The 14727-nt window shown below is 44.2% G+C and carries 14 protein-coding genes; 12 read left to right on the forward strand and 2 right to left on the reverse strand.

All coding sequences use genetic code 11. The features are described 5' to 3' along the window. Positions 1-98 precede the first annotated feature (98 nt). The 4 genes from NRIC_RS06580 to NRIC_RS06595 all read left to right on the forward strand — a co-directional run bounded on the left by NRIC_RS06580 (position 99) and on the right by NRIC_RS06595 (position 3161). Entirely contained in the window at positions 99-1118 is a 1020-nt protein-coding gene (locus NRIC_RS06580; RefSeq protein ID WP_146621899.1) for an NAD(P)H-dependent glycerol-3-phosphate dehydrogenase, read from the forward strand. A gap of 17 nt (positions 1119-1135) precedes the next feature. Beyond that, on the forward strand, positions 1136-2032 hold the full coding sequence (gene galU / locus NRIC_RS06585; protein WP_146621900.1) for a UTP--glucose-1-phosphate uridylyltransferase GalU: 897 nt from the start codon (positions 1136-1138) through the stop codon (positions 2030-2032). A gap of 170 nt (positions 2033-2202) precedes the next feature. Further along, on the forward strand, positions 2203-2631 hold the full coding sequence (locus tag NRIC_RS06590) for a DUF948 domain-containing protein (protein ID WP_146621901.1): 429 nt from the start codon (positions 2203-2205) through the stop codon (positions 2629-2631). 14 nt (positions 2632-2645) lie between these two features. After that, the gene (locus tag NRIC_RS06595) at positions 2646-3161 is read left to right on the forward strand and encodes a YtxH domain-containing protein (RefSeq protein ID WP_146621902.1); all 516 of its coding nucleotides are present in this window, start codon (positions 2646-2648) and stop codon (positions 3159-3161) included. Between the two features lie 40 nt (positions 3162-3201). Here NRIC_RS06595 and NRIC_RS06600 read toward each other — a convergent pair whose 3' ends face one another. Further along, complete coding sequence (locus NRIC_RS06600) at positions 3202-4302, reverse strand: M24 family metallopeptidase (protein WP_146621903.1); 1101 nt, start codon at positions 4300-4302, stop codon at positions 3202-3204. A gap of 198 nt (positions 4303-4500) precedes the next feature. Here NRIC_RS06600 and ccpA point away from each other — a divergent pair, with 198 nt between their 5' ends. After that, positions 4501-5505 (forward strand): catabolite control protein A, encoded by a 1005-nt coding sequence (ccpA, locus tag NRIC_RS06605; protein ID WP_146621904.1) that lies wholly within the window; start codon positions 4501-4503, stop codon positions 5503-5505. Positions 5506-5601: 96 nt separating this feature from the next. Here the strand turns inward: ccpA and NRIC_RS06610 are convergent, their stop codons facing one another. Beyond that, a complete protein-coding gene (locus tag NRIC_RS06610; RefSeq protein ID WP_146621905.1) occupies positions 5602-8094 on the reverse strand; it encodes a transglycosylase domain-containing protein in 2493 nt (830 codons plus the stop codon). A gap of 196 nt (positions 8095-8290) precedes the next feature. Here NRIC_RS06610 and tyrS point away from each other — a divergent pair, with 196 nt between their 5' ends. From tyrS to trxB, 7 genes are all read left to right on the forward strand, one after another. Next, positions 8291-9553, forward strand: coding sequence for a tyrosine--tRNA ligase (gene tyrS, locus NRIC_RS06615; RefSeq protein WP_146621906.1), 1263 nt, complete (start codon positions 8291-8293; stop codon positions 9551-9553). A 99-nt stretch (positions 9554-9652) separates the two neighbouring features. Further along, entirely contained in the window at positions 9653-10561 is a 909-nt protein-coding gene (locus NRIC_RS06620) for an AEC family transporter (RefSeq protein ID WP_146621907.1), read from the forward strand. Between the two features lie 21 nt (positions 10562-10582). Beyond that, entirely contained in the window at positions 10583-11470 is an 888-nt protein-coding gene (locus tag NRIC_RS06625; RefSeq protein WP_146621908.1) for a deoxyribonuclease IV, read from the forward strand. 104 nt (positions 11471-11574) lie between these two features. Further along, positions 11575-12741 (forward strand): MFS transporter, encoded by a 1167-nt coding sequence (locus tag NRIC_RS06630; protein ID WP_146621909.1) that lies wholly within the window; start codon positions 11575-11577, stop codon positions 12739-12741. Next, positions 12725-13369, forward strand: coding sequence for a FadR/GntR family transcriptional regulator (locus NRIC_RS06635; protein ID WP_146621910.1), 645 nt, complete (start codon positions 12725-12727; stop codon positions 13367-13369). Before NRIC_RS06630 ends, NRIC_RS06635 begins: the two co-directional genes overlap by 17 nt. 97 nt (positions 13370-13466) lie before the next feature. Then, positions 13467-13682, forward strand: coding sequence for a YneF family protein (locus NRIC_RS06640; RefSeq protein WP_146621911.1), 216 nt, complete (start codon positions 13467-13469; stop codon positions 13680-13682). Between the two features lie 104 nt (positions 13683-13786). Beyond that, positions 13787-14701 carry a thioredoxin-disulfide reductase gene (gene trxB / locus NRIC_RS06645; protein WP_146621912.1) on the forward strand — a complete coding sequence of 305 codons (915 nt, stop codon included), beginning with the start codon at positions 13787-13789 and terminating at the stop codon, positions 14699-14701. Positions 14702-14727 lie beyond the last annotated feature (26 nt).

The following is a 14727-nucleotide window of genomic DNA, read 5'->3' on the forward strand; positions in this document are numbered from 1 at the left end:
GTATAATTATGTTAGAATTAAGTGTCGGTTTTTTCTTTTGTAAGAATAAGGCGCTGCTTAAAGGACCACATGATTTTTACTAAGAGGAGGAACCATTTGTGAAACAAAAAGTGGCTGTATTAGGTCCCGGATCTTGGGGAACAGCTTTAGCTCAGGTATTGGCAGAAAATGGCCATGAGGTAAAGATTTGGGGCAATCATCCTGCTCAGATCGATGAAATCAATACGTACCATACGAATCGTCACTATTTGCCGGATCTTAAAATTCCCGAATCGATTCAAGGCTGCAAAGAGATCGAAGAAGCGATTGAAGGAGCAGATGCCGTATTATTCGTTGTTCCAACAAAGGCGATTCGTATAGTCGCACGACAATTCAACGAAGCAGTCAAAAATAAACCCGTCGTGATCCATGCTAGCAAGGGATTGGAGCAGGACACTCATAAACGGATCTCAGAGGTTTTAGCAGAAGAAATCACTGAAGAGAACCGTCAAGGGATCGTTGTTCTTTCTGGTCCCAGCCATGCCGAAGAGGTAGCTGTCCACGACATTACGACGATAACAGCGGCTAGCAAAGACGAAGACTTAGCCAAATATGTCCAAACATTGTTCATGAATCAATACCTGCGGATTTACACCAATACCGATGTAGTCGGTGTCGAAATGGGTGCGGCATTGAAAAATATCATTGCTTTGGGCGCAGGAGCGCTGCATGGCCTTTCCTATGGAGACGATGCCAAGGCGGCGATCATGACACGAGGATTGGCTGAAATCAGTCGTCTAGGGGTAGCGATGGGTGCCAACCCGCTGACCTTTATCGGCTTAAGCGGAGTAGGGGATCTGATCGTAACCTGCACGTCTGTCCACTCACGAAATTGGCGGGCTGGCAACCTGTTGGGGAAAGGGCACAACTTGGACGAAGTTTTGGACAACATGGGAATGATCGTCGAAGGGGTCTCAACTACTAAGGCAGCCAAAGAATTAGCGGAAACGATCGGGGTACAAATGCCGATCACGGAAACAATCTACAAAGTGCTTTATGAAGGAAAAGACGTTCGCCAAGCTTGCACAGAATTAATGCTGCGAGAAGGCACGTTTGAAAATGAATTTACCTTAGAGTAAAAGTTGGAGGAGAAGACATGCACGTAAAAAAAGCAGTTATACCCGCAGCGGGTCTAGGGACACGTTTCCTGCCTGCAACCAAAGCGATGGCAAAAGAAATGTTGCCGATCGTGGACAAGCCGACGATTCAGTTTATCGTAGAGGAAGCCTTGAAGTCTGGGATCGAAGATATTTTGATCGTGACTGGAAAAGCGAAACGTCCGATCGAGGACCACTTTGACGCGAATATCGAATTAGAGATGAACCTGAAGGAAAAGGGCAAGACTGACCTATTGGCTTTAGTTGAAGAAACTACCGATGTCAACTTGCATTTTATCCGTCAATCGCATCCACGAGGGTTGGGTCATGCAGTCTTGCAGGCCAGAGCCTTTGTTGGAAATGAACCGTTCGTTGTCATGTTGGGCGATGATTTGATGGACGACAAAGTTCCTTTGACCAAACAGCTGATGAACGATTATGAAAAGACCCATGCGTCAACGATCGCTGTGATGCGTGTTCCGCATGAAGACACCTCCAAATACGGCATCATCAATCCTGGTGAAGAAGTCGAAAAGGGCTTGTTCAACGTGAAGAATTTTGTGGAGAAACCGAAACCAGAGGAAGCGCCGAGTGACTTGGCGATCATTGGCCGCTATTTGCTGACACCGGAGATTTTTGACATCTTGGACGATCAAAAACCAGGTGCCGGCGGAGAGATCCAATTGACGGATGCCATCGATACCTTGAATAAAACCCAGCGAGTGTTTGCCCAAGAATTTACTGGAACACGTTCTGATGTCGGCGACAAGTTCGGCTTCATGACCACCAGTATCCAATACGGCCTGACTCATCCGGAGATCAAGGACAAGCTAAAAGACTACATTATCCAGTTAGGAAAAGAGTTAGACGGCAACAAGCCTAAAAAAGCCAAATAAACGTGATTTAAACCAGCAGCTTGCTGGTTTATTTTTTGTTAGAAACAGCAGCCGAGTAATTTAGGTGTTTTGATTGATATACTTTTGATTCATTTCTTAAGAATGGTATAATAAAAGTCAGTAAAATAAATGAATAATTGAAAATAAATCAAGGATTGAGGGGTGTTGGAATGAGCCTAGGCGGAATTGCTGCAATCATCGCAGCGCTAGCTTTCGTCGTCTTAGTCTTCTTTTTGGTCAAGGTACTCAGCCAGGTAGCAACGACGGTAGAGAAAGTCGATACGACCATCAAAGAAGCGAATACCACGATCGATGTCTTAACCAAAGACGTGGATCTGCTGATGCAGCAGGTAGAAGGACTGTTAGTCAAAAGCAACCATTTGTTAAATGACATCAACGGGAAGGTGGAAACGATCGACCCACTGTTTACAGCAGTTGCGGATTTGAGCGAGAGTGTTTCGCATTTGAATCTGGCAAGTCGTAATCTGGCCGGGAAAGTAAGCACGGTTGGAAAGACGACTGCCAAGGCAACGGTGGCCGGAAAAGCCGGTGAAGCAACGATGAAGTTTTTCAAAAAGCGTAAGCAATCAACCAACTAATTGGAGGGATCACGATGGGAAAGAAAACAGGCGGATTTTTATTAGGAGCAGTGATTGGAGGAGCAGCGGCAGCAGCCGTCGCATTGCTCTTGGCACCAAAACCTGGAAAAGAACTCAGAAATGAATTGGCTAGAAAAGCGGACGATTGGCGTGATATCGCTTCTGATTACACCGATGACATCGTAGCAAAAACCAGTGAGGTCAGCAGCATTGTTAAAGATCGAGCAGCCGATCTAAGCAGTCAAGCGGGTGAATTTGCTTCATCAGTGAAGGACAAAGGGGAAGATACGGCAGAGGATATGTCGGATATCCAAACCGAAACCTTTGATTATTTAAAGCAGCAAAGCTCTGACCTTTCCAGCCGGTTTAGAAAAGCTGCTGACGAGGCAAGAGAATCTGCAGAGGATGCAGCAGAGGACATTGTGATCGACGCAGAGGAAATTCAGCCGGAGGATCTCAAAGACCCTGAAAGCTTTGAAGAAATCAAGGAAGAGATCAAAGAAGAAGTCGAGAAAAACAATCCTGAATAAAAAATAATCCAGCTCCCGATGATCGGGAGCTGGAATTTTTTTATAATACGATCAATTCTTTTGGTGTCTTTGTGAACGGAATACAGCCGTCTTTGGTCACATAAACGCAGTCCTCAATCCGCACACCAACATCATTTGGCAGGTAGATCCCTGGTTCCAGAGAGAAGCACATGCCTTCTTTGATTTCCATGTCATTGCCGCCTACGATCGACGGAAATTCGTGGATGGTAGTGCCGATGCCATGCCCTAATCGATGATTGAAGTATTCACCGTAGCCATAGCCTTCGATGACATCACGGGCGATTTTATCCAGCTGAGCGGCGGTAACACCAGGTTTTACTGCTTCCTGCGCTTTCAGCTGTGCTTCCAATACGATGTCGTAGATTTTTTTGCGGTGATCTGTCGGTGTTCCGCAGGCAACGGTCCGGGTCGCATCGCTGCAATAGCCGTTGACGATCGTTCCTAGATCGAAAAGCACTAGTTCGTTCTCCTTCACTGTGTTCTTGCCGGGAGAGCCATGCGGGCTGGCCGCATTAGGACCGGCTAGAACCTCGGTGGGGAAGGACATTTCTTTGATTCCTTGTTTTTTTAATTCATATTCGATCTCCGCGACGATCGCTTCTTCGGTCATGCCGGGTTTGACTAATTTAAAGCCGATCTCAAAAGCTAAATCGGCTGATGCGCCAGCCTCGATCAATCGTTGACATTCCTCTTCTGTTTTGTACAGCTGCAGTTGTTGGATCAGCGGGGTCAAGTCAGCCGAAAAATCTGTGCCTGAAAAGGTATCCGCCAAGCGTTGGTAGCGATCCAATACCAGCTGTCCTTTTTCAACTGCCAATTTTTTAGGTGTGCCATATCGCTTATTGATCTCAGCGGTAATGATCGTCCAAGGGTCTTCGCTGTCAAGATAACCAACTACCTCATAAGCCCAGCTGCTGGCTTTTGCATCTTCAACCTCTAACCCTGGAGCAAACAAGAAAGGATCTTTGTCAATTGGAATAAAAAGTGCTAAAATTCTTTCCATTGGATTGCTTTCAAAGCCAGAAAAATAGCCGATGTGGCTTGGGTCGGAAATATACGCCAGATCCACCTCATTTGAGGCCATCCATTTGCGCAGTTCTGCTACTTTTTCTTGATTCATACCTATCCTTCTTTCTCTTCAAACTACGGTTATTGTAGCATTGAATCTAGTCTTTTCAAACAAGAATGAAAAAACGCTTACAAATCTTTTAATATTTTCGAGTAAAACGGTTGCAATAAAGGAAACAACGTGCTATTATCTTTAGGAAATGTAAATGAGATTTTCTGAAAACGAAAGAAAGATAGGAGCAAGACATAAATGGAAAAACAAACAATTACTATTTACGATGTTGCCCGTGAAGCCAATGTCTCAATGGCGACTGTTTCACGCGTAGTAAACGGCAATCCCAATGTAAAACCAACGACCCGCAAAAAAGTATTAGAAGTGATTGATCGCTTAGACTACCGTCCCAATGCAGTGGCTAGAGGATTAGCCAGCAAAAAAACAACGACCGTGGGTGTGATTATCCCAGACGTAAGCAATATGTTTTTCGCTTCATTGGCTCGCGGAATCGACGATATCGCAACGATGTATAAATACAATATCATCTTGGCAAATTCGGATGGGGAAACCTTAAAAGAAGTCAACGTGTTGAACAATTTGTTAGCGAAACAAGTAGATGGTGTCATCTTTATGGGTCACCGTATTACGGATGAAATTCGCGCAGAATTCTCACGTTCTAAAACACCGATCGTTTTAGCTGGTTCAATCGATCCAGACGAACAGGTCGGCAGTGTAAATATCAATTACAGTGATGCAACGAAAGAAGCCGTTGATCTATTGGCACAACACGGACATAAAAAGATCGCCTTTATCAGCGGCGCATTGATCGATGCAATCAATGGTCAAGCACGCATCAGCGGATACAAGGAGGCCTTGGACAAGCATGGTATTGCCTACAATGAAGGCTTAGTTTTCGAATCTGCATACAGCTTCAAAGAGGGCTTGGCTTTGACCGATCGTATCTTGAACAGTGGTGCGACTGCCGCGTATGTGACAGATGATGAGTTGGCTATTGGCCTGTTGGATGGCTTATTGGACAAAGGAATGAAGGTCCCTGAAGACTTTGAGATCATCACCAGCAATGATTCATTGCTGACAGAAGTTGCTCGACCACGGTTGAGCAGTGTAACTCAACCTTTGTATGATATTGGTGCTGTGGCGATGCGTCTGTTAACGAAAATGATGAATAAAGAAGAGATCGAACAAAAAACCATCATTTTACCTCACGGAATCGCTGAAAAAGGATCAACAAAAAACTAATTTCTGCTTTCTACTCGCTTCCAGGCCGGAGGCGAGTTTTTTTGTTTTTGAATCATTAAAAAAGGCGTCTGAAGCTATTGCTCCAAACGCCCTGAGTTATTGATTGGTGTTTTGATCGTAATTATTGTAGTTGTTATAGTTGTAATTATTATTGTTTTGCGTATTGGTGTTCGCATCTTGATTCCGAGTGTTGTTCTGATTGTTTTGGTTATTGTTCTGGTTGTTTTGATTATTATTATTTTGATTGTTGTTTTGTGTATTACCAGAACGATTTCGCGTGTTCCAATACGAACGGTAATTGTCTTCATTGCCGCCGATCCCAAATTCATAAGCATTGTCTCCAGGACCATCTTTGGCCCACAGAGAGGTCGATTCCCCCGCAGGTACTTGATAGCTGGTGCCATTGTTTGAAACTCTGCCTGGTTTTAGGCCAGTAAAAGTAGAGACTCTTTCTTGGATCACATCATCAGAAAGTTCGAATTTCTGTTCGACACCGAAGATCGTAGGATTGACACTATAGATTCGTGCGGCTAACCAAGCCATGTAATTGGCCGTTCGATTTCCTGCATTGCTGTCCATCGGCTGGTTATCGTCGCGTCCGGTCCAGCTGCCTAATGTGACCGATGGCGTGGAGACGATCAGCCAGTTATCTTTATAATTGTCTGTCGTACCTGTTTTACCAACCCAGTCTGCTGTGCTTAAGGTGTAGTTGGCACCGCTCAGTAGTGATTTGAACGGCGTTGTTTGCTGTTCATTGATCACGCTGCGCATCATATCATTCATGATTGTTGCTGTTGCTTTTGAATACACTTGAACAGGCTGTTCCTGATGCTGATAAACCACATTTCCCGCGTTGTCGGTGATGGAATCAACCATGTAGCCCTCTTGATAGACCCCTTCGTTCGCCAAGGCTTGGAAACCATTGACCTGATTTAGCGTCGTTGTTTCCACGGTACCTAGCGGAGCCGATTCAACGCCCCAGGCATCATTGGCTGGATAATGCATTTTCTTCAAGTAATGATCATAGACAAATTGTTCAGACCCTTTTTGCTGCACGAGATCTTGATACACATGGTACGCCGGAATATTGGTCGATTCCACCAAAGCTTCTCTTGCGGTTTGGAAAGTGCTGGATCCTTTGCCAGTCGCATTTTCCAACTCCTGTCCAGCATGTTCTCCTCGCTGGTATTTCATCGGAAAGTCTGCGATACGCGTCCCGCTGCCGATCAATCCTTGATCAATCGCTGGTCCATAGACCAAAAGCGGTTTGATAGAAGAGCCTGGCTGACGGATCGTGTCGAACGCGTGGTTGTTTTGGTTAGTTGAATAATCACGACTCCCTACGAATCCGTAGATACGGCCTGTTTTATTGTCCATTAAGATATTTCCGGTCTCGATCGGTATCCCTGAGCCATTATCCAGATATTGTCCATATTCGGCAGCACCAAGCTGCATCGCGTCATAAACATTTTTGTCGATCGTTGAATGAACGGTCAATCCATGATTTTGCATTTTTACTTTTGCTTGCTCCACATAACGGGTGCTGACTTCACTTTTGGCAAAGTCTTCTTCGCTCACACCGTCCTGCGTTGCTTGTTGTTTTGCCAGCAGCTGAACGGCTTCATTATAGATCGTATAGTACAAGAAGCCATGCTCTTCAACTTCGACCTCTTGTCTTGGCTGAAAGTTTTGAGAAAGATCATAGTTCTTTGCTTCCTCGTATTCTTCTTTTGAGATCAGCTTTTCTCGGTACATATTGAATAAGACATTGTTCTTCCGGTCCATCCCGATCGAATAGTCTTCTTTTACATCGCCAGTACTTGTATAAGGGCTGTAAATGATCGGACTTTGAGGCAGACCAGCAATAAATGCGGCTTGAGGAAGGTTTAGGTCCTTGGCGTGGACACCAAAAATACCCATCGCAGCTTCTTCAACACCCGCGATATTTTGGCCCTTATTGTTGCGGCCGAACGGGGATACATTCAAGTAGGCAGTCAGAATCTCATCCTTGCTTAAATATTTTTCTACATCCAGTGCCAAGACGATCTCATTGGCTTTACGTTTGAAGGAGGTTTCATTGGTCAACACTTGCTGCTTGATCAGCTGCTGTGTCAACGTGGATCCGCCTGAGCTGCCGCCTAGGCCAGTGACCTCGCTGATCAGTGCACGAACAACGGCTTTAGGAACGACTCCGTGATGCTCATAGAAGTATTCGTCCTCAGTCGCAACGATGGCCTTCTTGACCCAAGGGGATATCTCATCAGAGTTGACCTTTTGTCGAATGGGGTCCGCGCTGATTGTTGCGATTTCTTGGTCATCTGCGTAAAGCATCTTGGAGGATTCTGTCACGTCGCCGACTTTTTGCTGGATCTCGGTTTTTGTCGGTGTCGCTGTTCCTTCTACCAGATAGGCAAAGTAACCAGCTCCGATCCCCATTCCCAGCATCCCGCCGAGAAATAAAACGACGACAAATCCTAACAGCAGCGCCTTCACTACACGAATCGTCACATTCATATAGAAAGAACCGCCCGTTGCGGGGGCTCGCCTCTTCTGCTTTGGCGATTTTTTTATTTTTTTCTTGTGAGCCAAAAAGTTCACCTCATTAACTATAGAATTCGACTAATTATCTGTTGAATTATAGCAAAAATTCTATTCCTATAACAAGCGCTTCGAAGTTTTGTAACCAAAACTTCAACTATTCGTAGTCATTTTGAATCTTACACCTTTTATTTCATCATTTTTTCAGTTAATATGAGGAGGTATATATCATTGAGGAGGAAGAAAAATGCGTTCAGACTTTTTTCAAGAATTAAAAGACCGCGGCTTGATTTTTCAAGTTACAGACGAAGAAGCGTTAAAAAAACAATTAAATGAAGAGTCTGTCAAATTATATATAGGGTTTGACCCCACTGCAGACAGCCTGCATATTGGTCATCTGCTGCCAATTTTGACGTTGCGTCGTTTCCAGCAAAATGGGCATGTACCGATCGCGCTAGTCGGCGGGGGAACTGGAATGATCGGCGATCCATCTTTTAAAGACGCAGAGCGTCAGTTGAACACCTTAGATACCGTCCAAGATTGGTCGCAAAGCATTAAAAATCAGCTGTCAGGGATCATTGATTTTGAAAACAAAGAAAATCCAGCAATCGTTGCCAACAACTATGAGTGGTTAGGCGAGTTGAAATTGATCGACTTTCTACGCGATATCGGTAAAAATTTCACGATCAATTACATGATGAGCAAGGAAAGTGTGAAACGCCGGATCGAATCTGGGATTTCTTACACAGAATTTGCTTACCAATTGTTGCAAGCTTACGACTTTTATGAATTGAATCGGCGTTACGGCTGTCTCTTACAATTAGGCGGCAGCGACCAATGGGGCAACATCACATCGGGGATTGAATTGATTCGTCGGGAATCAGGGAAGCAGGCGTTTGGCTTTACCATGCCGCTGATCACAAAAGCCGATGGAACAAAATTCGGAAAAACCGAAGGAAATGCGGTATGGCTGGATCCGGAAAAAACATCACCTTATGAATTTTATCAATTTTGGATCAACACAGATGACCGGGATGCTGTGAAATTCTTGAAATACTTTACTTTCTTGCCGCTAGAAGAAATTGCTGCAATCGAGGCAGCATTCACCGCGGCACCTGAACAGCGTGCTGCTCAAAAAGCATTGGCAAAAGAAGTGACGACACTGGTTCATGGACAAGAAGCTTATAATCAAGCAGTACGAATTTCAGAAGCTTTGTTCAGCGGAAATGTGAAAAATCTGTCTGGTGAAGAAATCCAGCAAGGCTTTAAAAATGTTCCAAGCTATCAGGTTCAAACAGAAGATGTGCTGAATTTGGTTGATATTTTGGTCACTGCGGGGATCGAAAAGTCGAAGCGTCAAGCCCGGGAAGATATAACGAACGGTGCGATCTATGTCAATGGTGACCGTGTTCAAGCATTAGACTATGAGCTGAGTGGCGAAGACAAACTGGACGGCAAGTTTATTGTTATTCGACGTGGGAAGAAAAAATATTACGTATTGCAGTTTTAAATCGACGTTGGCTAAATCCTATGATTTAGCCAACTCTATTTTTAGCAAGAAATCCAATAGTTGCAGGTTGTTTTGGCGGTTCATATCGAGGAGTTATCGATGGTAGAAATTTTATTGAATTCAGTTGGTTTGTTTCTGATCGTTTGTTTGGGTTATTTGACGAAACGAGTCAATCTATTGACGAAGGCGGATGGTACAGCACTTTCTATGATCATCGTGACGATCACACTGCCAAGTGTAGTCATCATTAATTTGGCAGATGTAGCGATCCAAGCACAGATGCTGATTTTGATCTTAGTAGGGGTTGTGATGAATGTGATCCTGATTGTTGCGGGCCATGTACTGTCCAAAAAACAGACGATGGTGGAACGAGAATTTTTGATGTACAGCGTTTCTGGATATAATGTCGGGAATTTTGGTCTGCCGTTCGTCCAAAGCTTTTTGCCTCAGGCGATCCCGTTAATGTCGTTATTTGATATCGGGAACAGTGTCATGCTGGCAGGCGGCTCCAACGTCTTGATCGAAAGTCTCAGCGGTTACAGTAAAGAAGTTCCAAGCTTAAAAAATATCATGCGGCGTTTGATACGGTCTGTCCCGTTTCTTTGCTATTTGATTATGTTAATCCTTCGAGGGTTTTCAATCGATCTGCCCAATGAGTTTTTAGCGATGATCCAACCAATCGCCAATGCCAATACCTTTCTTTCAATGTTTATGATTGGCTTGTTTTTGGAGCTGCGTTTGCCCAGAGCAGACCTTACTTTGGTCGCTCGTTTATTAGGAATCAAATATGCTGTTGGAGGAATTCTGGCGGGGATCATTGCGCTGTTGCCGCTGCCGTTGATTGTTAAAGTGGTCTTGTGTCTGGTTTCATTGGGGCCATTGACGACGTTCGGGGTAATCAACAGTGTGAAAGCGGGGATGCGAGCAGAAGTCGTTGGATTCACTTCTTCTGTCAGTTTTTTAGTCAGTCTGCCTTTGATGACCGCCGTCTTGATGGTCGTTTTATAAAAATAGTAGGAGGAATGAGTTATGCTGATTGGTTCTCATGTAAGCATGAAGGGCAAAGAGATGCTGTTAGGCGCAGCGAAGGAAGCTGCCAGCTACGATGCGTCAACCTTTATGATCTATAGCGGTGCGCCGCAAAATACCCGGAGAAAACCGGTAGAGGAAATGAATATTCCTGCTGGAGAAACCTTTATGCAGGAACATGGACTTTCCAATATTGTGATGCATGCGCCTTATATCATTAATTTAGGAAATACTACAAAGCCAGAAATGTTCGGCTTCGCTGTTCAATTCTTGCGAGATGAGATCATGCGAGCGGAAGCTTTAGGAGCTACGCAGATTACCTTGCATCCGGGTGCCCATGTCGGTGCTGGTGAAAAACCTGCGATGGATCAAATCATTAAGGGCTTGAATGAAGTATTGACCAAGGAACAGAAAGCTCAGATCGCTCTGGAGACGATGGCAGGCAAGGGAACCGAGGTGGGAAAGACCTTTGAAGAGCTGGCCTACATCATTGATGGGGTGAACTTGAATGAAAAGCTGTCGGTCACATTTGATACGTGTCACACTAATGATGCGGGCTACAATGTCAAGGAAGATTTTGATGGGGTCATTGACGAATTCGACCGTGTGATCGGATTAGACCGTTTAAAAGTATTGCACATTAATGATTCCAAAAATCCACAGGGAGCCAGAAAAGACCGTCATGCCAACATTGGCTATGGAACGATCGGCTTTCATGCATTAAACAAGATCGTACACGATGAACGTTTTGCGGATGTTTCTAAAATTCTTGAAACACCGTATGTAGGAGCGGACAAAAAAACAGCGTATGCGCCGTATGGAAAAGAGATCGCAATGTTTAAAAAGCAAGCTTTCGATCCTGAGGCCTTTCCTGAGCTGAATGAATAAACCAAAGAGGCAAGCGTATAAACACGTTTGTCTTTTTTGTTGTCATTAAGAACTGCAAATGATATGATGAATTGTAATTCATCATATCATTTGAGGGAAGATTCATGAAATTTAAACAAATCGTTTTAATCTTTTTAGTAGCCTTTAACCTGCGGTTGGGGATTTCGAGCATGCCGCCGGTGCTGACGATGATTCAACAGTCGTTTCAGCTAACCAATCTGCAGAGCAGCCTCTTGACCAGCATTCCGGTGATCTGTATGGGTGTTTTAGCCTTTTTTGTTTCCAAGATCCAACAAAGCGTCGGTCGAGAAAAGGGGATTTTCCTTTTTCTGCTGCTTTTGGGCGGCAGTTTGTTAAGCCGTGGGTTTTTAGTCAATTATAGTGGCCTGCTTTTGTCTGCCCTTTTTATCGGTTTTGCGATTGCAGTTATAGGTCCATTGCTATCGGGGTACATCAAGCAGAGCTTTCCGAATCAATCTGGTTTATTGATTGGTATTTATTCATTGAGTATGGGACTGGGGTCAGTCAGTGCATCAAGTGTGATGCTTCCCTTGACACGCTTACTTGACAATAAATGGTATTATGCGCTGGGGAGCTGGGGGATTTTAGCGATAATCAGTGCAGTGATCTGGTACTCGATGCAGAAAGATAAAAAGAAAAGTTCTGTGAAAGAAAATCCCATCCTTTTAAAGGACGTGATCAAAGAACGTTCTGTTTGGAAAATGATCGTCTTTTTTGGCATTCAATCGGGCATGTTTTATGGATTAGTGACGTGGATCAATTCAGCTCTGATCGAAAGAGGACTGTCAGTAACGTTCAGTGTTGGCTTGCTGACCCTGTTTACAGCCGTTCAAATGATCTCGAGCTTTATCATTCCGGCAATGATGGATCGGATAGGACGTATTGATTACTGGATCATGAGCTGCTGTATACTGATGTTGGCAGCCAGCGGCTTGTTTTTGTTCACTACGACTAGGATAAGTGCTGGAATAGCCATTTTATGTTCAGCTGTTGCAGCAGGAGGCTTTTTTCCGATCGCAATGCTATTGCCTATCCAAAACAGTCGAACAGCGGCGGAAGCAAGCACATATACGAGTTTTGTTCAGGCTTTCGGGTATATCGCAGGTGGTGCTGCACCTATTCTGATCGGCGGTCTGATTGATTTAAGCCACAACCATAAAAGTTTATATATAACGATGATCGTCGGAGCAGCAGTGTTGTTTCTTATCGGTATGAGTGAAGGAAGGAGAAAAGATGAGCAACCATCGTAGTTTAGTCAATCAAACCATTGAAGAATTGCTGCAGTTCATTGAAGACCAGCAACTTCCGATTGGAGCGAAATTGCCTGTAGAAGCCGAACTGGCAAAACAGCTGAAGGTTGGACGTTCTACCCTGAGAGAAGCCGTGAAAATACTGGCTTTTTCAAACGTTCTGGATGTTCGGCAAGGTTCTGGGACCTACGTGAAAGGGACAAAATTTCAAGAAGAACTCTCAGATTCAGTCCTGTTGACAGCACGGAAAATGCTGGAGATCCAGGCGGTTGAAATAATTATTAAACGAGGCTATGAGCTGGAGGAAATGATTCACCTAAAAGAGCTGCTTTTTCAGCGCAACCAGGCACTGTTTGAAGGATGGTTTTCACGTTATGTAGAAGCTGATTTAGCATTTCATTCGAAGATTATTGAAATGGCACACCATCCATTGCTGGAAAAGTGGTACCAGGAGATCCTTCCCAGCGTTCACAGATATTTAAGTCAGCAAATGCTGAAGACCAGTGACTTCAGAGACAATACAGATCTTCATGAAAAATTATATCAGGCCCTATTAGCGAAAGATTATCCAACAGCACGGCAGTTAATCGAATCGAACAATTCACAGCCGGATGGATTGCGCGCCTGAATCTAAGGATGTTCTCAAGTTTTTCGAAAGTTCTTTTCTTTTCGTAGAAGTTCTAGTAAAATATGTAGCGAATGTCAGGAAGAAAGGAGCGATAAACATGTCAACAGGGATCGTTGTATTAATTGCATTCATTGCTTTGTTACTAGGGGCCGTGGGTGGTTTCTTCTTAGCTCGTAAATATATGCAAGATTATTTTAAAAAGAATCCTCCAATCAATGAGGATATGTTGCGCCAAATGATGATGTCCATGGGTCAAAAGCCTTCTGAAAAGAAAATTCGTCAAATGATGCAGCAAATGAAAAATCAACAATAAAGATAGAGTCAACCACTGCGGAGTGGTTGTCTTTCTTTTTGTAAGCAAACTACTCGACAGAAATGTAAAGACGCTGTACAGTTAAGCCAATTGGAGGGGATATAATGTATGATGTAATTGTTGTCGGCGCGGGACCAGCCGGAATGACTGCTGCTTTGTATGCTTCTCGTTCGAACCTTTCAGTATTAATGATTGAACGAGGCGCACCAGGCGGACAGATGAATAATACAGCTGAGATCGAAAATTATCCGGGATTTGATTCAATCATGGGCCCAGAATTGTCGCAAAGAATGTATGACAATGTGTTAAAATTTGGTACAGAAAATGCGTATGGCATCGTTCAGGATATCAAAGATCATGGCGATCATAAAGAAGTAATTACGGAAGAAAAAAGCTACCTTGCCAAAACAGTCATCCTTGCGACAGGCTGTGTACACCGTAAATTAGGTGTTGCTGGGGAAGAATCTTTTGCTGGCCGCGGTGTTTCGTATTGTGCCGTTTGTGATGGAGCTTTTTTCCGCAACAAACGCTTATTAGTGATTGGTGGAGGAGATTCTGCGGTAGAAGAAGCGATTTACTTAACTCGCTTTGCTTCTGAAGTAGTTATCGTTCATCGCCGTGACGAATTGCGTGCTCAAAAAATCATTCAAGACCGTGCGTTTGCTAACGAAAAGATCTCCTTCTTGTGGGATAGTGTCTTAGAAGAAATCACTGGAAATGAAATGATGGTAACAGGTGCCAAAATCAAGAACGTCAAAACGGGCGAGGTCCACGAGGAAGAAATCGGGGGAGTCTTCATCTATGTCGGGCTGGAACCTCTGACAGAGCCCTTTAGAAATAGCGGGATCACGAACGACGAAGGCTGGATCGAGACCGATCTTGAAATGAAGACCAGCATTCCAGGCGTGTTTGCTATCGGAGATGCTCGGGCCAAAGACCTGCGTCAAATCACCACAGCTGTCGGTGAAGGCGGGATCGCTGGACAACAAGTGTATAAGTATATTGAAGAGAAACTCTAAGGGTGTCTGTGGACACTCTTTTTTTT

The organism is Enterococcus florum (assembly GCF_004309355.1).
Lineage (GTDB): Bacteria > Bacillota > Bacilli > Lactobacillales > Enterococcaceae > Enterococcus_A > Enterococcus_A florum.

Coding starts and splice junctions, on each gene's coding strand:
- galU (WP_146621900.1), top strand. CDS start 1,136: ATGCACGTAAAAAAAGCAGTTATACCCGCAGCGGGTCTAGGGACACGT.
- NRIC_RS06590 (WP_146621901.1), top strand. CDS start 2,203: ATGAGCCTAGGCGGAATTGCTGCAATCATCGCAGCGCTAGCTTTCGTC.
- NRIC_RS06595 (WP_146621902.1), top strand. CDS start 2,646: ATGGGAAAGAAAACAGGCGGATTTTTATTAGGAGCAGTGATTGGAGGA.
- NRIC_RS06600 (WP_146621903.1), bottom strand. CDS start 4,302: ATGAATCAAGAAAAAGTAGCAGAACTGCGCAAATGGATGGCCTCAAAT.
- ccpA (WP_146621904.1), top strand. CDS start 4,501: ATGGAAAAACAAACAATTACTATTTACGATGTTGCCCGTGAAGCCAAT.
- tyrS (WP_146621906.1), top strand. CDS start 8,291: ATGCGTTCAGACTTTTTTCAAGAATTAAAAGACCGCGGCTTGATTTTT.
- NRIC_RS06620 (WP_146621907.1), top strand. CDS start 9,653: ATGGTAGAAATTTTATTGAATTCAGTTGGTTTGTTTCTGATCGTTTGT.
- NRIC_RS06625 (WP_146621908.1), top strand. CDS start 10,583: ATGCTGATTGGTTCTCATGTAAGCATGAAGGGCAAAGAGATGCTGTTA.
- NRIC_RS06630 (WP_146621909.1), top strand. CDS start 11,575: ATGAAATTTAAACAAATCGTTTTAATCTTTTTAGTAGCCTTTAACCTG.
- NRIC_RS06635 (WP_146621910.1), top strand. CDS start 12,725: ATGAGCAACCATCGTAGTTTAGTCAATCAAACCATTGAAGAATTGCTG.
- NRIC_RS06640 (WP_146621911.1), top strand. CDS start 13,467: ATGTCAACAGGGATCGTTGTATTAATTGCATTCATTGCTTTGTTACTA.
- trxB (WP_146621912.1), top strand. CDS start 13,787: ATGTATGATGTAATTGTTGTCGGCGCGGGACCAGCCGGAATGACTGCT.